The organism is Amycolatopsis sp. cg9 (assembly GCF_041346945.1).
Classification (GTDB): Bacteria; Actinomycetota; Actinomycetes; order Mycobacteriales; family Pseudonocardiaceae; genus Amycolatopsis.
Genome location: NZ_CP166850.1, coordinates 7686017 through 7704558, shown reverse-complemented (window position 1 = coordinate 7704558; position 18542 = coordinate 7686017). Strand labels below are relative to the sequence as shown.

Below are 18542 nucleotides of genomic sequence, written 5' to 3'. Positions count from 1 at the left end.
TTCAGGCTCCCACTTCCGAGAGCTTCTCGACGCGGATGGCCGCGGCCTTGTACTCCGCGGTCCCGGCGATCGGGCAGGTCGCCTCGATGGTGATGACGTTGACGTCGATTTCGTCCGGGAAGTGGAAGGTCATGAACGCCAGCCCCGGTTTCAGCCCCTTGTCGAGCCGGACCGGTGCGACGATCTCGCCCCGCCGGGAGGTGATGCGGACCAGCTCGTCCGGGGTGACACCGAGGGCGCGGGCGTCCTCCGGGCACAGGTCCAGGGTTTCGCCCTGCCGCAGCGGGGACGGGAACCCGCTCGACTGGACGCCGGTGTTGTAGGAGTCCAGCCGCCGCCCGGTGGTGAGCCGGATCGGGAACTCTTCGGTGAGCAGGTCGACCGGCGGGCTGTGCTCGATCACCGTGAAGGGCGCCGGGCGGCCGCGCTCGGCCGGGTCTTCGGCCCACAGCCTGCCGTGCAGGAACGTCGGCTCCAGGGTGTCCTCGGCGTAGCACGGCCACTGGATCCCGCCGAGTTCTTCCAGCCGCGCGTAGGACATCCCGGCGTGCATCGGCGAGAGCGAGCGCAGCTCGTCCCACACCTCCTCGCCGCCGGTGTGGTGCCAGTCGTGCCCGAGCCGGCGAGCCAGCTCCGACAGCAGCTCGATGTCGTCGCGCGCGCCGTCCGGCGGTTCGAGGGCCCTGCGGACGCGCTGGACCCGCCGTTCGGAGTTGGTGAACGTGCCGTCGCTTTCGCACCAGGCCGCCGAAGCCGGCAGCACGACGTCGGCCAGCTGCGCGGTCTTGGTGAGGAAGATGTCCTGCACGACGAGGTGGTCCACGTTGGCCAGCCGCTTGATCGTGTGCTCGCAGTCCGCTTCGGACTGGACCGGGTTCTCGCCGATGATGTACACGCAGGTCAGGTCGCCGCGTTCCATCGCGTCGAGCATCTGCGTGAGGTTGAGGCCCTTGTGCGGCGGGATGGCCGAACCCCAGGCCGCGTCGAACTTCGCGCGGACGCCGGCGTCGAGGACGTCCTGGAAGCCGGGCAGCCGGTCCGGGATGGCGCCCATGTCGCCGCCGCCCTGGACGTTGTTCTGCCCGCGCAGCGGGTTGAGGCCGGCGCCGTAGCGGCCGACCTGCCCGGCCAGCAGCGACAGGTTGATCAGCGCCAGGACGTTGTCGGTGCCGTTGTGGTGCTCGGTGATCCCGAGCGTCCACGAAAGCTGCCCGCGGTCGGCCCGCGCGTAGGTGTGGGCGAGCTCCTTGATCAGCTCGGCCGGTACGCCCGTCGTCTTCTCGGCGACCTCCAGGGTCCAGGGCTCGACCGACGCGGCGAACTCGGCGAACCCTTCGGTGGCCCGCTCGATGAACGCCGTGTTCGCCAGTCCGGAGTGGATGATCTCCCGCGCGATCGCGTGGGCGAGCGGGATGTCGGTGCCGACCTCGAGCTGCAGCTGCCGGTGCGCCCAGCTCGCGGTGCTCGTCCGGCGGGGGTCGACGACGAAGAGCTTCGCTCCCTTGTGGACGGCCTTGAGCACGTGCTGGAAGAAGATCGGGTGCGCCTCGCGCGGGTTGCCGCCCCAGATCACGATGACGTCGGCGTCCTCGATCTCCTGGTAGGACGACGTGCCGCCGCCGCTGTCGAACACCCGCGCCAGGCCGGCGACGCTGGGCGCGTGGCAGGTGCGGTTGCACGAGTCGACGTTGTTCGTGCCGATCACCGCGCGGGTGAACTTCTGCGCGACGAAGTTCATCTCGTTGGTCGCGCGGGCGCACGAGAACATCCCGAACGCCTCGGGCCCCTTGGCTTCGAGGGTCCGGCGGATCCCGGCGGCGGCCCGGTCGAGGGCCTCGGTCCAGGTCGCCGGCCGCAGCACGCCGGAGTCGCGCACGAGTGGCTGGGTGAGCCGGACGTACGGCTCGGTCTTCTTGCGCTTCACGGGTACCTCCGGTTCAGTGCGACCCGACGGGGACGGGCGTCGTGCTGGTGTGGCCGAGCAGGCCGATGGCGGCGTGAACGTGGCGCAGCGCCGGGGCGGGCACGCCGGTCAGCTCCGCCAGTTCGACGACCGCGCCGATGATGGCGTCGATCTCCAGGGGCTTGCCGGCTTCGAGGTCCTGCAGCATCGACGTCTTGTGGTGGCCGACGCGCCAGGCGCCGTCGATGCGCTTCTCGACCGAGACCTTCGGGTCGCTGCCGGCGGCCCGGGCGACGGCGAGGGTTTCGGTCATCATCGTGGCGACGAGCGCGCGCGTGTCGTCGTGCTCGCACATCTGCGCCATCGTCGCCCGGGTCAGCGCGGACAACGGGTTGAAGGCGACGTTGCCCATCAGCTTGATCCAGATGTCGTCGCGCAGGCGGGGTTCGACCGGCGCCTTGAGCCCGCCGGCGATCATCGCCGCGCTCAGGACCTTGCAGCGCGCGGAGATCTCGCCGTCCGGCTCGCCGAGGGAGAACCGGGTGCCTTCCAGGTGCCGGATCACGCCCGGCTCCTCGATGACCGTCGAGCAGTAGACGACGCAGCCGACGGCCCGTCGCAGCCCGAGCACCGCGGTCACCGAGCCGCCGGGGTCGACGGTCTCGACCCGCCGCCCTTCCAGCGGATGTCCGGCGAGGCCGTGGAAGTACCACCACGGGATGCCGTTCTGCGCGGCCACGACCGCCGTCTCCGGCCCGAGCAGCGGGGCGAGCAGGGGCCCGCACGAGGCGTAGGAGTTGGCTTTGAGGCCGAGGAAGACGAAATCGACTTCGCCGACTTCCGCCGGGTCGTCCGTGACGTGGGGGTGCGCGGTGAAGTCGCCGCGCGGGCTGAGCACGCGGACGCCGTGCTCGCGCATCGCCGCGAGGTGGGCCCGCCGGGCGATCAGGTGCACCTCGGTCCCGCCGCGGTGGAGCGCGGCCCCGACGTAGGCGCCGATCGCCCCGGCCCCGAGAACAGCCACCTTCATGATGTGCCTCCCGCTTCGGTCCAGCACGTGATTGCATACAGTATCCTGGATCCGCCGCCCGGACCAGGGGTTGGGGGAACGCACGGGAAAATCTCCCGACCGGGTGAGGTTCCGGGATTTTGCATACCAAAACCTGTATCCTGTGAGCAGATCAGCATTCCTCTCCCCTCCGAGGTGTCCCGTGAGCCAGCCTGCTTCCCCGCTCCAAGACCGCGGCCCGTCCGGGCGCCGCACGGCCAAGGGCGCGCTCGGCTCGACCCCCGCCAAGCGCGTCGAGCGACCGGCGCCGCTGCGGCAGGTCGTCTACGAGGCCCTCGCCGAGCTGATCATCAACCGCACGCTCGAACCCGGGCAGCACCTCGTCGAAGCCGACCTCGCCGAATACCTCGGCGTCAGCAGGCAGCCGGTCCGGGAAGCCCTGCAGCGGCTGCAGAGCGAAGGCTGGGTCGACCTCCGGCCCGCCCAGGGCGCGTTCGTCCACCTCCCGACCGACGAGGAGGCCGACCAGCTGCTCAGCGTCCGCAGCGTGCTGGAAACGCACTCCGCGAAGCTCGCCGCCGCCAACGCGACCCCGCAGGACATCCGGCAGCTGTGGGACCTGCAGCAGGTGGGCGTCCAGGCCCTGCACGCCGAAGACACCGAAGGCCTGGTCGCGGCCAACGCCGCCCTCCACGCGTTCATCACGAAGCTGTCGGGGAACGCGGTGCTCGCCGAGCTGATCGGCCTGGTCGACCGCCGGGTCCGCTGGTACTACACGCCGATCGCCCGGCCCCGGGGACGAGACGCGTGGAACGAGCACGACGAGCTGATCCACGCCATCTCCGACGGCGACACCGAAGCGGCGGAACAGATCATGGCCAAGCACACCGAACGGACCCGCCAGGCCTACCACGAACGTCCGGAGGCGCCCCGATCCTGATTTCGGCAGGACCGGGGCGCTCTCCGGCTAACCGCCGGCCGAGGCCGACGGTCGCGCCACCAGCTCGGTTTCGGCGAGCTGGTGGCGCTTCCGGCCGGGCTGGCGCAGGAACAGCGTCAGCACCGCCGAAAGGAGCGCGATGCACCCGGCGAGGACGTACGCGCCGGTGTAGCCCCACACGCTGATGACCCCCGCGGCGAGCCCGCCGCCGCCGACGCCACCGACCAGTTTCGCGCTGTAGACCAGGCCGTAGTTCGACGCGTTGTTGTTCTCGCCGAAGTAGTCCGGCACCAGCGCGGCGAACAACGGGTAGAACGCGCCGCTGCCGAAGCCGGTCAGGAACGCGAACACCATGAACAGGAACAGGTTGTGCGTGTTCCCGGCGTAGAGCACGCCGAACTGCGCGCCGGCCGCGATCACCAGCACCAGGGTGAGCGTCTGCCGCCGCCCGAGCTTGTCCGACGCCCAGCCGACGACCGCGCGGCCGGTGCCGTTCACGATCGCCAGCACCCCGGCCGACGAAGCCGCGACGAACGCGCCGAAGTGGCTCACCTTCGCGAACGGCACCTGGAAGTTGATGCCGAAGAGCGAAACGCCGCCGATGATCACCAGGCACACCCACATCAGCGGCAGCATCCCGGTCCGGACGGCCTCCCCCGGCGAGAACTGCTTCACCGCGGGCGGGTTCTTCGCCAGGCCGCCGCTCTTGGCCCGCCGGTCGCGGACCCAGTTCAGCGGGTCGACGTCCTTCGGCCACCAGCTCTTCGGCGGGTCCTTGAACAAGAACCCGCAGATCCCGACGGCCACGAGCATGTAGACGCCCATGACGTCGAGGATCACCGAGTAGTTGGCCGGGGTGAGGAACGCGGCGAACACGTAGATGAACGGGACCGCGCCGTAGGCGAACCCGCCGTTGACGAAACCGGTCCGCGCCCCCCGCTTCTCGGGGTACCACTTGCCGACCATGTTGATGCAGGTCGCGTACACCAGCCCGGCGCCGATCCCGCCGAGCACCGAGTAGCCGGCGAACGCCAGCGCGAGGTTGCCGCTGTGGGAAATGGTGAAGTAGCCGATGCCGCTGCACACCGCGCCGGCGAGCATGGCCGTCTTCGCCGACACGATGTTCTTCTCCCGCAGCCGCCCGGCCGGGAACGCGACCGCGGCCTGGAACACGGCCCAGACGCTAGCCAGCCAGAACGCGTCCGACAGCGTCCAGCCGTACTTCTCCTCCAGGGTGCCTTCGACGGCGCCCCAGCCGTACTCGAACACGCTGACCGCCATCATGGCGATCCAGGGCAGCCAGACCATCCAGCTGCGCGAGCGACCCATGATGTCGTGCGGGGTCTCGCCAATCCGGTACACCCGTCCGTTCTCGTCGACGATCTCCTGGTATCGAGCTGCAGTCATAAGAGTTCTCTTTCGTCAGCGTTGACCCGTGTCTCTCTCTGCTGCCGTGGCGCGCCGGACGTCAGCCGGTGGCGGGCCGGGCCACGAGCTCGGTTTCGGCGAGCCCGTCGCGCATCCCGCCGGGTTTCCGGCCGGGCTGGCGCAAGAACAACGCGAGCCCCGCCGCTAGCAGGCTCGTCCCGGCCGCCAGGTAGAAGGCCGCGCCGTAGCCCCACCCGTCGATGACCATCTTCCCGAGGCCCGCGCCGACGATCCCCGAAACGAGTTTCGAGCTGTAGACGAGGCCATAGTTGCTGGCGTTGTTGTTTTCCCCGAAGTAGTCGGCGGTCAGCGCGGCGAACAGCGGGAAGATCGCCCCGCCGCCGAACCCGGAAACCATCGACGCCAGCAGGAACAGCGGCATGCTGCCGAGCGACCCGGACAGGTACACCGCGACCTGGGCCAGCCCCAGCACCACGCAGACCAGCAGCAGTGTCTGCCGCCGCCCGTACCGGTCGGAGATCCAGCCGATCACCCCGCGCCCGGCGCCGTTGATGACCGCTTTCAGGCTCATCGCGAGCGCGACGATGCCGCCCGCGAAGCCCATTTCCTTGCCGAACGGCACCTGCGCGGAGATGCCGAAGATGTTCACGCCCGCCGTGCACAGCAGGCAGATCCACATCAGCGGCAGCATGCCGGTCTTGAGCGCCTCCCGCGGCGTGAACTGCTTGACCGCGGGCGGGTTCTTCGCCAGCGACCGGCGCACGCGCGGGTCGTCCGACACCTTCAGCGGGTCGACCTGCGCCGGCCACCAGTTCTTCGGCGGGTCGCGGAAGAACAGCCCGCTGACCGCCACGGCGGCGGCGAGGAACAGCCCGACCGCGGGCAGGATGCTGCCGTAGTTGCCCAGGTCGAGGTAGTTCGTGAAGATGAAGATGAACGGGACGGAGCCGTAGGCGAACCCGCCGTTGACGAAGCCCGTCTTCCCGCCCTTCCGCTCCGGGTACCACTTGCCGACCATGTTGATGCAGGTCGCGTAGACGAACCCGGCGCCACCGCCGCCGAACAGGCCGAAGCCCACGTAGGCCCAGAAGACGCTGGGCGAGTAGGCCAGCGCCACGTAGCCGAGCACGGTGCCCACGGCGCCGAGCAGCATCGCCGAGCGGGCGGACAGCCTGCCGCTTTCCCGCATCTTGCCCGCGGGGAACGCCACCGCCGCCTGGAAGAACACCCAGACGGCCAGCAGCCAGAAGATGTGCGCGCCGTGCCAGCCGTGCGCCGCGGACAGCGTGTCCTCGGCCGAAGTGAACGCGTATTCCGAGGAGCTGATGGCCATCATGGCCACCCAGGGCAGGACGACCATCGTCCACCGGGGTCTGCCCATGATGTCCCGGTCGGATTCGCCGACCCGGTAGACCCGCCCGTTCGGGTCAGTGATCTCCTGGTACGTAGCTGCGGTCATGAGAGTTCTCTTTCGTCACCGTTGACTCACGTCCCTCTGCTGCCGTCGTGCGGGTGGATCATCGTCCTTTCCTGGAGGTCGGGCCAGCCCCTGTGGATGATGCTCAGAGCAGGCCCGCGGCCCGCGCCCAGCGGTACTTCGCGCCGAGCACCGCCACGGGCTTTTCGGTCGTGTACGGGTAGGCGACGACCCCGTGGTCGTAGAGGTAGGCGCTCGCCTCCTCGACTTCGACGTCGCCGGAAAGCGACGCGACGACCGGCTTGTGGATCCCCTTCGCCCGGTACTCCCCGACCACTTCGGACACGAGCTCCGCGAACACCATCGGCGGGGTGACGATGGTGTGCCAGTAGCCCAGGATCAGGGCGTGGACGCGGTCGTCCTCGAGGCCCAGTGCGATCGTGTTGCGGTAGGTGGACGGCGGTTCGCCGCCGGTGATGTCCACCGGGTTGCCCGCCGCGCCGAACGGCGGGATGAACGCGCGGAACGCCGTGTCGAGGTCCGGCGGGATCTCCATCAGCTGCAGGCCGTTGTCGACGCAGGCGTCCGACAGCAGCACGCCCGAGCCGCCGGCCCCGGTGATGATGACGACGTTCTCGCCCTTCGGCGCCGGCAGCAGCGGGATGCCGCGGGCGTATTCGAGCATGTCGTTGAGCCCGGGCGCCCGGACCACGCCGCTCTGGCGCAGGATGTCGTCGTAGACCTTGTCGTCGCCGGCCAGCGCGCCGGTGTGCGAGCTCGCCGCTTTCGCGCCCTGCGACGTCCGCCCGGCCTTGAGCACCACGACCGGCTTGCGCTTCGAGACCCGCTTGGCCGTTTCCGCGAACGCGCGCCCGTCCTTCAGGTCTTCCAGGTGCATGGCGATGAGCTCGGTGTTCTCGTCGTGCTCGAAGAACGTGAGCAGGTCGTCCTCGTCGATGTCGGCCTTGTTGCCCACGCCCACGATCGAGGAGACCCCCATCTTCGCGGACCGGCTGAAGCCGAGGATCGCCATCCCGATGCCGCCGCTCTGGGACGACAGGGCCACGCCGCCCTTGACGTCGTACGGGGTGCAGAACGTCGCCGACAGGTTCTCCGGTGTGTAGTAGTAGCCGTAGATGTTCGGGCCGAGGATGCGCACGCCGTGCTTGCGCGCGATCGCGACGACCTCGTCCTGCAGCTCGATGTTGCCGGTCTCGCCGAAGCCGGACGGGATGAGGATCGCGCCGGCCGCGCCCTTCCTGCCGACCTCCTCCAGCGCGGCGGGGACGAACTTCGCCGGGATGGCGAACACCGCGACGTCGACGTCCCCGGGGACGTCGGTGATGCTGGCATACGCCTTGCGGTCGAGGATCTCGGTGGCCTTGGGGTTGATCGGGTGGATCTCGCCCGCGTAGCCGCCGTCGACCAGGTTCTTCATCACCGAGTTGCCGATCTTCCCGGCTTCGGCCGACGCGCCGATCACCGCGATCGACGCCGGCTTCATGATCCGGGTCATCGAGGCGAGGATCTCCTCCTGGGTGAACCGCACCGGTTCCTTCGCCGCGTCCGGGTCGACCAGGATGCGGACGTCGACCGCGGTGGCCCCCCGTGGTGTCGCGAGCACCGGGTTGAGGTCCACTTCGGACAGCTGGGGGAAGTCGGTGACCAGCTGGCCGAGGCCGGTGATCACCGCGGCGAGCGCGTCGCGGTCGACCGGATCCGCGCCGCGGACGCCGCGGAGGATCTCGGCGGCCTGGATCCCGTCGAGCATGGACAGCGCTTCCCCGGTGGTCGTCGGCGCCAGCCGGAAGGTGACGTCCTTGAGCACCTCCACCAGGACACCGCCCAGCCCGAAGGCGACGACCTTGCCGAAAGTCCGATCGGTGACCGAGCCGATGATCACCTCCTGCCCCTCGGTGAGCATCTGCTGCACCTGGACGCCGAGCACGCGTGCCCCGGCGTTGTACGCCTTCGCGTTCTCGAGGATCTTCGTGAAGCCGGCCTTCACCGCTTCGGCGTCCGCCAGGCCGACGAGCACGCCGCCGGCCTCGGTCTTGTGCAGGATGTCCGGCGAGACGATCTTGAGCACCACCGGCAGCCCGATGGCTTCCGCGTGGGCCGCGGCTTCGTCCGCCGAGCCGGCCAGCCGCTCGGCCGGGGTCGGGATGCCGTACGCCTCGCACACCGCACGCCCCTCGGGCGCGGTCAGCGAGGACCGCCCTTCGGCCGTCACCTGGTCGAGGATCTTTTCGACCGCCGCGCGATCCGCCACTCAGATCACCCCCGCCGCGCGGAACTTCTCGAGCTCCGCCTCGCCGTAGCCGAGTTCGCCCAGCACCTCGTCGTTGTGCTCGCCGAGCAGCGGTGACCGCTCGATCTCGACCGGCGAGTCGGACAGCTTCAGCGGGCAGCCGACGGTCTTGAAGGCGCCGCGTTCCGGGTGCGCCACCTCCACGACCGAGCCGAGCTCGGCCAGGGTGCCGTCCTCGATGAGCTCCTTCGTGGACAAGATCGGGCCGCACGGGATGTTGCAGGCGTTGAGCTTCTCCATGACTTCCCACTTGGTGTGCTTCTCGGTCCACTCCTCGACGAGGGCGAACATCTTGTCCAGTTTGGACAGCCGGACCTCGGGGGTGGCCCACGCCGGGTCCTCGGCCAGCTCACCCTTGCCGATCAGCCGGGCGAGCGGGGCCCAGCCGGGTGGCTGGACGATCACGTAGATGTAGTCGTTCGGCCCGCCGGGCGCGCACTTCACCGCCCAGCCGGGCTGGCCGCCACCGGAGGCGTTGCCCGACCGCGGGACCTCGTCGCCGAACTGGTCGTTCGGGTACTCCCCGAGCGGGCCGTGGGCGAGCCGCTGCTGGTCGCGCAGCTTGACCCGGCACAGGTTGAGCACGGCGTCCTGCATGGCGACCTGGACGCGCTGGCCGCGGCCGGTGGAGGTCCGCTGGTAGAGCGCGGCGAGGATGGCGGCCACCAGGTGGATGCCGGTGCCGGAGTCGCCGATCTGCGCGCCCGTCGCGGTCGGCGGCCCGGCTTCGAAGCCGGTGGTGCTCATCGCGCCGCCCATCGCCTGCGCGATGACCTCGTAGGCCTTGAAGTCGGCGTAGCGGCCGGGCCCGAACCCCTTGATGGAGGCGTAGACCAGCCGCGGGTTGAGCGAGGCCAGTTTCTCCCACGGGTAGCCGAACCGGTCGACGACGCCGGGGCCGAAGTTCTCGACCAGGACGTCCACACCGGACACCAGCTTCTCGAAGATCTCCTTGCCCTCTTCGCTCTTCATGTTGAGCGTGATGCTGCGCTTGTTGGCGTTCAGCATCGTGAAGTAGAGGCTGTCCACCCCGGGCAGGTCGCGCAGCTGCCCGCGGGTGATGTCGCCCCGGCCGGGCGTCTCGAGCTTGATCACGTCCGCGCCGAGCCAGGCCAGCAGCTGCGTCGACGACGGACCGGACTGCACGTGCGTCATGTCGAGGACGCGGACGCCCTCCAGTGCCTTGCCCATGCGTTGGCCTCCGCTCACTTGTACATGGTCTGGTTCATGGTTCCGGGGGCGTACACGTCGGGATCGACCCAGACGTTGATCAGCGACGGCTTGCCGGACTCCCGCGCCCGCAGCAGCGCCGGCCCGATGTCGGCGGGGTCGCGGACCTCTTCGCCGTAGCCGCCGAGCATCCGCGCGAACTCGTCGTAGCGGACGTCGCCGAGGGTGTTGCCGACGCGCTCGCGCGGGAGGCCGTACTTCGCGGCCTGGCCGTAGCGGATCTGGTTCATCGACGAGTTGTTGCCGACGATCCCGACGAACGGCAGGTCGAACCGCACCAGCGTCTCGAAGTCCCAGCCGGTCAGGCTGAAGGCGCCGTCGCCGAAGAGCGCGACGACCTCCTTGTCCGGGCGCGCGTGCTTGGCGGCCAGCACGAACGGGATGCCGACGCCGAGCGTCCCGAGTGGACCGGGGTCCATCCAGTGGCCGGGCGACTTCGGCTGGACGACCTGGCCGGAGAAGGTGACGATGTCCCCGCCGTCGCCGATGTAGATCGAGTCCTCGGTGAGGAACTCGTTGATCTCGTGGACCAGCCGGTACGGGTGGATCGGGCTCGCGCCGGAGTGCTGCAGCGGCAGCCGCTTCTGCTTCGCCTTGTCTTCCACGGCGTGGAGTTCTTCGAGCCAGGCCTTGCGGCCGACGGCACCGTTGTCGGTGCGGCCGGACGCGGCCTCGGCCACGGCGGCCAGCACCTGGCCGGCGTCGCCGACGATGCCGAGGTCGACGTCGCGGTTCTTGCCGACCGTGCGGTAGTCCAGGTCGATCTGGACGACGGTGGCGTCCTTGGACAACCGCTTGCCGTAGCCCATCCGGAAGTCGAACGGGGTGCCGACGATGACGATGACGTCGGCGTTGTCGAAGGCGTACCGGCGGGAGAGCTGGAAGTGGTGCGGGTCGCCCGGGGGCAGCGTGCCGCGGCCGGCACCGTTCATGTACGCCGGGATGTTCAGCGTGCGCACGAGGTCGGTCGCCGGCCCGGTGGCCCGCGTGGTCCAGACCTGGCTGCCGAGCAGGATCGCCGGTTTCTTCGCGTGCACCAGCAGGTCCGCCAGCTTCTCGACGTCGGCGGGGTCGCCGGCGTTCTTCGTCGAGGCGCGGTAGCGGCCCGCTTCGGGGATCCGCGCCTGGGCGAGCGGCACCCGGGCGTCGAGGACGTCCCGCGGGATCTCGAGGAACGACGGGCCCGGCGCCCCGGCGTAGGCCTCGCGGAAGGCCATCGAGACGAGGTCCGCGACGCGGGCGGTGTGCGGCACGGTGGCGGCGAACTTGGTGATCGGCGCCATCATGTCCACGTGCGGGAGGTCCTGCAGGGACCCCATCTTGTGCTGGGTAAGCGCGCCCTGGCCGCCGATGAGCAGCATCGGGCTCTCCGCGCGCAGCGCGTTCGCGACTCCGGTGACGGCGTCGGTGGTGCCCGGCCCGGCCGTGACGACCGCGCAGCCGGGCTTGCCGGTGATCCGCGCGTAGCCGTCCGCCGCGTGCGCCGCCACCTGCTCGTGCCGGACGTCGATGACCTCGATGCCTTCGTCGACGCAGCCGTCGTAGATGTCGATGATGTGGCCGCCGCACAGCGTGAAGATCGTGTCGACCCCTTCGGCCTTCAAGGCTTTCGCCACCAGGTGCCCGCCGGAGATTTCGGCCGGCGCGGGCTCGGCGCCGTTCGTCGCACGGGCACTCTCCCCCGCGGTCGTGCCGGTCGTGGTCAGCGCCATCGCTCAACTCCTCTGGTCCGCCGCCGGATCTCTCTTGTCCGGCGGTCCGTTTCCGGGTCCGCTCGTGCCGCTGCCGGCGTCCTCCGAGGTCAGCGGCCTCTTCGCGGCAGACTGTAGATTGCATACCGTATGGGGTAGGCATATAGTCACTCCTCGAGCAGCCCGTGTCCAGGGCTATCCGCAGGGTTTTTCCCGGGCCTCGATCCCGCCCCCGCGGACCACCACTTCACGCCCTTGCCCTGCCCCGTCACGGAAAGGACGCCCCGCATGGACCTCTTCGAACACGAAGCCCGTGAGCTCTTCGAGAAGCACGGCGTACCCGTCCCCCGCGGCCGCGTCGCCGCCGATCCGGCGGAAGCCCGCGCCGCGGCCGTGGCCCTCGGCGGCCCGGTCGTGGTCAAGGCGCAGGTGAAGACCGGCGGCCGCGGCAAGGCGGGCGGCGTCCGGGTGGTGCACACCGCCGACGACGCCGAGCAGGCGGCCGACGACATCCTCGGGATGGACATCAAGGGCCACACCGTCCACCGCGTCCTGGTGACCGAAGCGAGCGAGATCGCCGAGGAGTACTACCTCTCCTTCCTGCTCGACCGCGCCGGGCGGACGTTCCTGGCCATGGCCTCGGTCCGCGGCGGGATGGAGATCGAAGAGGTGGCGGCCACCGACCCGGCCGCCCTCCGGCGCGTCCCGGTCGACCCGCTGGCGGGCGTCGACGCGGCCGAGGTGGCGGCGGCGTTCCCGGCCGGCGTCCGGGCCGAGGTGGCCGGGGTCGTCGAGAAGCTGTGGGACGTGTTCGTCGCCGAAGACTGCACGCTCGTCGAGGTCAATCCCCTGGCGAGCACGCCGGCCGGGATCGTCGCGCTGGACGGGAAGATCACCCTCGACGACAACGCGGCCTTCCGGCGATCCGCTTCGTTCGGCGAAGCCACCGACGGCGATCCCCTCGAACGGGAGGCGCACGCCAAGGGCCTCAACTACGTCAAGCTGGACGGCGACATCGGCGTGATCGGCAATGGCGCCGGGCTCGTCATGTCCACTTTGGACGTCGTGGCGTCGGCCGCGGCCGAGGCGGGCGGGCGCGGCCCGGCGAACTTCCTCGACATCGGCGGCGGCGCCTCGGCCGAGGTGATGGTCGCCGGGCTGACGGTGATCCTCGGTGACCCGCAGGTGCGCAGCGTGTTCGTCAACGTCTTCGGCGGCATCACCGCGTGCGACGCCGTCGCGACCGGGATCGTGCGCTCGCTGGAGGTCCTGGGCTCGCGCGCGACGAAGCCGCTGGTCGTCCGGCTCGACGGGAACAACGTCAGCGAAGGCAGGCGGATCCTCGCCGAAGCCGCCCACCCCCTGGTCACCGTGGTGGCCACCATGGACGACGCCGCCCGCGAGGCGGCGAAGCTCGCGATCGCGGAGGTCTGACGTGGCCATCTTCCTGGACGAAACCAGCCGGATCGTCGTCTCCGGCATCACCGGCTCCGAAGGCGCCAAGCACACCCGGCGGATGCTGGCCGCCGGGACGAACGTCGTCGGCGGGGTGAACCCGCGCAAGGCCGGCCAGGCGGTGGAGCTCTCCGGTCGTTCGCTGCCGGTGTTCGCCAGCGTCGCGGAGTCGGTGGCTTCGGCGGACGCCGACGTCTGCGTGCTGTTCGTACCGCCGCCGTTCGTCGCGGACGCGGTGATCGAGGCGGTGGACGCCGGGATCGGGCTCGCGGTGGTGATCACCGAAGGCGTCCCGGTGCACGATTCCGCGCGGTTGTGGGCGCACGCCGTCGCGGCGGGCGGCCGGACGCGCATCATCGGCCCGAACTGCCCGGGCATCATCTCCCCCGGCCGCGCCAACGCCGGCATCATCCCGGCCGACATCACCGGCCCGGGCCGGATCGGCCTGGTGTCGAAGTCCGGCACGCTGACCTACCAGCTCATGCACGAGCTGCGGGACGTCGGGTTTTCGACGTGCGTCGGCATCGGCGGCGACCCGATCATCGGGACGACGCACATCGACGCCGTCGAAGCGTTCGAAAAGGACCCGGAGACCGACGTGATCGTGCTGATCGGCGAAATCGGCGGCGACGCGGAGGAACGGGCCGCGGAGTTCGTGCGGGCCACCGTGTCCAAACCGGTCGTCGGCTACGTCGCCGGCTTCACCGCACCGGAAGGCAAGACGATGGGCCACGCGGGCGCGATCGTCTCCGGCTCATCGGGCACGGCGGCGGCGAAGAAGGCGGCACTGGAGGCGGCCGGCATCCGCGTGGGCCGCACACCGAGCGAGACGGCGGCCTTGGTCCGCGAAGTGCTCGGCTGAGATGGAACTCCGTCAGCTGGCGGTGGTGGTGGCGGTCGCCGAGGAGGGCGGTTTCACGGCGGCCGCCCAGCGGCTGCGGACGGTGCAGTCGACGGTGTCCACAGTGGTCCGCGCGCTGGAGCGCGACCTGGGGACGCCGTTGTTCCACCGCACCACGCACCGGGTGGTCCTGACCCCCGCCGGCGAGGCCTTCGTCCCCGCCGCGCGGGCGGCCCTGGAGGCGGCCGAGCACGCACGGGCGGTGGTTTCCCCGGTGGCCGGGTGCGTGCGGGTGGGGGTGTGCCCGGGAATGCTGGCGGACCTGCACCGGGTGCTGGTGAAGCTGCGGGACGCCCACCCGGGTTTGGCGGTCGAAGTCCGGCGGCTGCCGGCCGGGGAGGCGGGGTGCGCGGTGGCGGAGTCCACAGTGGATTTGGCGGTGACGGCGATTTCCGGCGGGCCGGCCGCTGCGCACCGGCCGGACCTCGGTGCCGAGCGCGGGCTGGTTCCCGCAGTCGGCGCCGGCTCGGCCCCCGCAGCCAGCCCCGCTCCCGCAATCCGCGACACCACCGCCGCTCGGCAGGCCGCGACGTACCACCCTGGCCTCGGCGCCGCCGGCAACCCGGCACCCGCAACCGACACCACGCCCACCGCCGCACGCACTCCGGCACCCATGACCGACCGCACCACCCCCGCCACTGCGGGCAACCCGACCCCCACAACCGACATCACCTCCGCCGCCGCGCGCAACCCGGCACCCACAACCCGCACCACCCCCACCGCCGCACGCAACCCGGCACCCATGACCGACCGCACCACCCCCGCCACTGCGGGCGATCCGGCACCCACAACCGACACCACTCCCGCCGACCCGGGTGGCGCAGCCGGGGTGTTCCCCGGCACCGGGCTCGTCACCACCCCGCTCGCCGCCGAAGAGCTCGTGCTCGCCACCGCGCCCGGCGGGTCGCGGTCCGCTCCCGTGGACCTCTCCGGGCTGGCCCTCGTCGACTTCCCGCTCGGCTGGGCGATCCGCGAAGCCGTCGACCGGGCCTTTCCCCGCCGCCGGGTCACGGTCGAAGTCGATGATCTCGCCACCGCCGCGGGGATCGTGCGGGCCGGGCTCGCCGCCTGCGTTCTTCCCGCCTCCGCGGCCGCGCGGTTTCCCGAGCTCACCGTCCGGCGGTTCGACCGGCCTCCCCCGTGGCAGCTCGCCGCCGTGCACCGGAGTCCGGCCGGGGCCGCCGTCGGGGTGGTGCTCCGTCAGCTCTGAAGACCGAGGCGGTCCGGTCGCGTGTAGACGTTCATGGACGTCCCGCGCAGGAACCCCACCAGCGTCAGCCCCAGCTCCGCGGCCAGGTCCACCGCCAGCGACGACGGCGCCGAAACCGCGGCCAGCAACGGGATCCCCGCCATCACCGCCTTCTGCACCAGCTCGAACGACGCCCGCCCGCTCACCATCAGCGCCGTACCCGCCAGCGGGAGCGTCCCGGCACGCGTGGCCCAGCCGACGACCTTGTCCACCGCGTTGTGCCGCCCGACGTCCTCGCGCAGGCACAGCAACTTCCCGTCGCCGTCGAACAGCCCCGCCGCGTGCAGGCCGCCCGTCCGGTCGAAAACCCGTTGCGCCGCACGGAGTTCGTCCGGCAGCCCGGCCAGCGCCGCCGGGTCCGTCGTGAACGGGTCGGTGGCGACCGGCCACGTCACGGTCGTGCGGACCGCGTCCAGGCTCGCCTTGCCGCACAGGCCGCACGACGACGTCGTGTAGAAGTTCCGCGCCACCGACGCGTCCGGCGGGGCGACGCCGTCGGCCAGCGCCACGTCGAGGACGTTGTAGGTGTTGCCGCCGTCGGCCGTCGCGCCGGCGCAGTAGCGGATCGCCCGGATGTCGGTGGGCGCGCGGACCACCCCTTCGCCGACGAGGAAGCCCGCGGCGAGGTCGAAGTCGTCGCCCGGGGTCCGCATCGTGACCGACAGCGCCGTGCCGCCGACCCGGATCTCGAGGGGCTCTTCGACGGTGAGCGTGTCCGGCCGCGTGGTCTGCACGCCGTCGCGGACGCGCAGCACCCGGCGCTGGCTCGTCATCCGGCCCATGTCAGGCCGCCGGCAGCAGCGACTCGGGACGGCCCGGCTGGGTCAGCCGCCCGGACAGCACCCCCGCGGCCAGGCTCAGCACGCCGGCCACGGCGAACGCCCCGGCGAACCCGTGCGACGCCACGACGAGGGCGGCCAGCCCGATCCCGACCACGGCGCCGGCCGCCTTGGCGCTGTAGAGGATCCCGAAGTTCTGCGCGACCGACTCCTCGCCGAAGTACTCGCGCACCAGGCCGACCAGCAGCGTGTAGCAGCACCCGTTGCCGAGCCCGGCCAGCGCGGCGCCCAGCAGCAGGCCGGCCGCGTGCCGGTGCCCGCCCGAAGAGAACAGCACGAACTGCGCGAGCCCGCCCGCGACGAGCGCGAACCGCAGGATCCGGTGGCGGCCGAGCCGGTCGGCCAGCCGTCCGATGAGGACACGGCCGCCGCCCGTCGCCGCGGCGAGCAACGCCACCGCGGCCGCCGCGAGTCCGGGGCCGCTGCGTTCGGCGACGAACGTGGCCAGGTAGGCCAGGTCGAACAGCAGCACGGCGGCGGCGAGCACGACCACGAGGTACAGCGCGCGCGTCGTGGCGCAGCGGAGGAGTTCCGCCGGCCGGTAGTGCCGGACGGCCGGCCGCCGGTTGTGCGCCCGGTCCAGTGCCCAGGCGCGCGGCTCCGGCGTGGCGGGCCACCAGTGCCGCGGCGGGTAGCGCAGCACCGCGCCGCAGCCGGCGATCACGACCAGAACGAGTGCGGCAGTCACGTCCAAGAGCACCGCTCTCGCAGCCGGCAGCGCGGCGGCGAGGACGACGAAGGGCACGCTGCCGAAGGCGAAAGCACCGCTCACGACGCCCGCGCGCGGGCCGGTGCGTTCGGGGAACCAAGCGAGGACCGCGCCGACGCACGTGGCGTACACCAGCCCGGTGCCGAGCCCGCCGAGCACGGAGTAGCCGAGGAACACCGTGACCAGGCTGCTCGCGTGGCCGAGCGTCAGGAGCCCGGCGGCGCACAGGACCGCGCCGGCGGCCATCGCGGCCGGCGCGGGCAGCACCCCGCGGTCACGCAGCCAGGCCGCCGGGAAAGCGACCCCGGCCTGGCAGATCGCCCACACCGCGAAGGACAGCGCGATCCCGCCGAACGTCCAGCCGTGCGCCCGGCTCAGCGCCGGGACGATCGCGCCGAAGCCGTACTGCTGCACCCCGGCGGCGAGCATGGCCGCGGCGGCCAGCCAGGTGATCCACGCCCGCGGCCTGCCGAGCAGCTCCCGGTCGGTTTCCCCGACGCGGTACCGCCGGCCGTAGACGTCCCGGAGCTCGCGGATCTCGGCCATGGCGACCGCCTCCTCGCAGACTGCAGATTGTATGCAGTATGCGGTAGGCGACGGATTGAGGCAAGAAGGCGGCCCGGTGGCCATCGAGGGAGGAGGCGGCCACCGGGCCGGTGCTCCCACGCGGTACCGGCCGCGCGGAGCACTGCCAGTCTGGCCATCGAAGGCACCATCGACAAGCTTTGACACCCGCCGAACCGCGTCCGGCGTCCACAACGAACACCTACGGACGCAGAAAAGCGCCCCGAAGTGACGTCGGGTGCGGTGATCGCACTCGACGTCGCCTCGGGGCGCTCCGGCCGGAACCCTCGCGAGCGGACCGGCGGTGAGCACGCACTGCGACGATTCCGCTACGCGTCAGGAAGTTTCGCGAAGCCCGCTCAAGACTTCTTGCGCGGGGCCCGCTTGCGCGCCGGCTTGGCGTCGACCGGCTCGGCCGCCGCGGCCTGGTCGGCCTCGAAGCCGGCGATGATCTCGCTGGAGAGGCGGCCGCGCTCGGCGACCTCGTAGCCGTTGGCCTGGGCCCATTCGCGGATCTGCCGGTTGCGCTCGCGGTCGGTGCCCGAGCCGCCCGAGCCGGACAGCGACTGGCCGGTCGCGAGGCGGACCTTGCGGCCGCCGATGCGCCGCGCGGCGCCGACGTAGCGCGCGAGCTCGTCCCGCAGCGCGGAGGCGTTGTCCTCGGACAGGTCGATTTCGTAGGTCACCCCGTCGAGACTGAAGGGGACGGTCTGCGAAGCCTCGCTCCCGTCGAGGTCGTCCACCATCTGGACCTGCACCCGTTGCGCCATGGTTCGTCGTTCCTCATCTTCTCCAGAACACGGTCGGACAGACCCTAACCTGTCGAATCACGTCCGGCACGCGCGACACCCGTCAAGCGTCCACAATGGCCGCCCGGGCGAGCGGGTCGCCCGGGTCCAGAGTGACCGCAACGGAGTCGGAATGGGCTGCACCTT

At 71.2% G+C, this 18542-nt stretch carries 14 protein-coding genes; 4 read left to right on the top strand and 10 right to left on the bottom strand.

The genetic code is table 11. The annotated features are described in order from the left end of the window. Position 1: 1 nt before the first annotated feature. Together AB5J73_RS35730 and AB5J73_RS35725 are read right to left on the bottom strand one after the other, a co-directional pair. On the bottom strand, positions 2 to 1924 hold the full coding sequence (locus AB5J73_RS35730; RefSeq protein ID WP_370963224.1) for a molybdopterin oxidoreductase family protein: 1923 nt from the start codon (positions 1922 to 1924) through the stop codon (positions 2 to 4). Positions 1925 to 1937: 13 nt separating this feature from the next. Beyond that, complete coding sequence (locus AB5J73_RS35725; RefSeq protein ID WP_370963223.1) at positions 1938 to 2933, bottom strand: 2-dehydropantoate 2-reductase; 996 nt, start codon at positions 2931 to 2933, stop codon at positions 1938 to 1940. 181 nt (positions 2934 to 3114) lie between these two features. Between AB5J73_RS35725 and AB5J73_RS35720 the strand changes: the two genes are divergently transcribed. Then, complete coding sequence (locus tag AB5J73_RS35720; RefSeq protein WP_370963222.1) at positions 3115 to 3852, top strand: GntR family transcriptional regulator; 738 nt, start codon at positions 3115 to 3117, stop codon at positions 3850 to 3852. Positions 3853 to 3879: 27 nt separating this feature from the next. Here the strand turns inward: AB5J73_RS35720 and AB5J73_RS35715 are convergent, their stop codons facing one another. From AB5J73_RS35715 to AB5J73_RS35695, 5 genes are all read right to left on the bottom strand, one after another. Further along, the gene (locus AB5J73_RS35715; RefSeq protein WP_370963221.1) at positions 3880 to 5259 is read right to left on the bottom strand and encodes an OFA family MFS transporter; all 1380 of its coding nucleotides are present in this window, start codon (positions 5257 to 5259) and stop codon (positions 3880 to 3882) included. Positions 5260 to 5320: 61 nt separating this feature from the next. Then, positions 5321 to 6700: an OFA family MFS transporter gene (locus AB5J73_RS35710; RefSeq protein ID WP_370963220.1), complete on the bottom strand. Its 1380-nt coding sequence runs from the start codon at positions 6698 to 6700 to the stop codon at positions 5321 to 5323. Between the two features lie 103 nt (positions 6701 to 6803). Further along, positions 6804 to 8930, bottom strand: coding sequence for an acetate--CoA ligase family protein (locus tag AB5J73_RS35705; RefSeq protein ID WP_370963219.1), 2127 nt, complete (start codon positions 8928 to 8930; stop codon positions 6804 to 6806). After that, the gene (gene frc / locus AB5J73_RS35700) at positions 8931 to 10160 is read right to left on the bottom strand and encodes a formyl-CoA transferase (RefSeq protein ID WP_370963218.1); all 1230 of its coding nucleotides are present in this window, start codon (positions 10158 to 10160) and stop codon (positions 8931 to 8933) included. A gap of 14 nt (positions 10161 to 10174) precedes the next feature. Continuing rightward, positions 10175 to 11911, bottom strand: coding sequence for a thiamine pyrophosphate-binding protein (locus tag AB5J73_RS35695; protein ID WP_370963217.1), 1737 nt, complete (start codon positions 11909 to 11911; stop codon positions 10175 to 10177). A gap of 267 nt (positions 11912 to 12178) precedes the next feature. Here AB5J73_RS35695 and sucC point away from each other — a divergent pair, with 267 nt between their 5' ends. The 3 genes from sucC to AB5J73_RS35680 are packed head-to-tail and all read left to right on the top strand — an operon-like array spanning position 12179 to position 15456. Next, positions 12179 to 13324 carry an ADP-forming succinate--CoA ligase subunit beta gene (gene sucC / locus AB5J73_RS35690; protein WP_370963216.1) on the top strand — a complete coding sequence of 382 codons (1146 nt, stop codon included), beginning with the start codon at positions 12179 to 12181 and terminating at the stop codon, positions 13322 to 13324. Position 13325: 1 nt separating this feature from the next. Then, on the top strand, positions 13326 to 14207 hold the full coding sequence (sucD, locus tag AB5J73_RS35685) for a succinate--CoA ligase subunit alpha (protein WP_370963215.1): 882 nt from the start codon (positions 13326 to 13328) through the stop codon (positions 14205 to 14207). Position 14208: 1 nt separating this feature from the next. Then, positions 14209 to 15456 carry a LysR family transcriptional regulator gene (locus AB5J73_RS35680; RefSeq protein ID WP_370963214.1) on the top strand — a complete coding sequence of 416 codons (1248 nt, stop codon included), beginning with the start codon at positions 14209 to 14211 and terminating at the stop codon, positions 15454 to 15456. Here AB5J73_RS35680 and fdhD read toward each other — a convergent pair. The 3 genes from fdhD to AB5J73_RS35665 form a co-directional block, all read right to left on the bottom strand. Continuing rightward, positions 15447 to 16277, bottom strand: coding sequence for a formate dehydrogenase accessory sulfurtransferase FdhD (fdhD, locus tag AB5J73_RS35675; protein ID WP_370963213.1), 831 nt, complete (start codon positions 16275 to 16277; stop codon positions 15447 to 15449). The genes AB5J73_RS35680 and fdhD overlap by 10 nt on opposite strands. Before the next feature lies 1 nt (position 16278). Beyond that, positions 16279 to 17589: an OFA family MFS transporter gene (locus AB5J73_RS35670; protein WP_370963212.1), complete on the bottom strand. Its 1311-nt coding sequence runs from the start codon at positions 17587 to 17589 to the stop codon at positions 16279 to 16281. Between the two features lie 377 nt (positions 17590 to 17966). Beyond that, entirely contained in the window at positions 17967 to 18377 is a 411-nt protein-coding gene (locus AB5J73_RS35665; RefSeq protein ID WP_370963211.1) for an Lsr2 family protein, read from the bottom strand. Positions 18378 to 18542 lie beyond the last annotated feature (165 nt).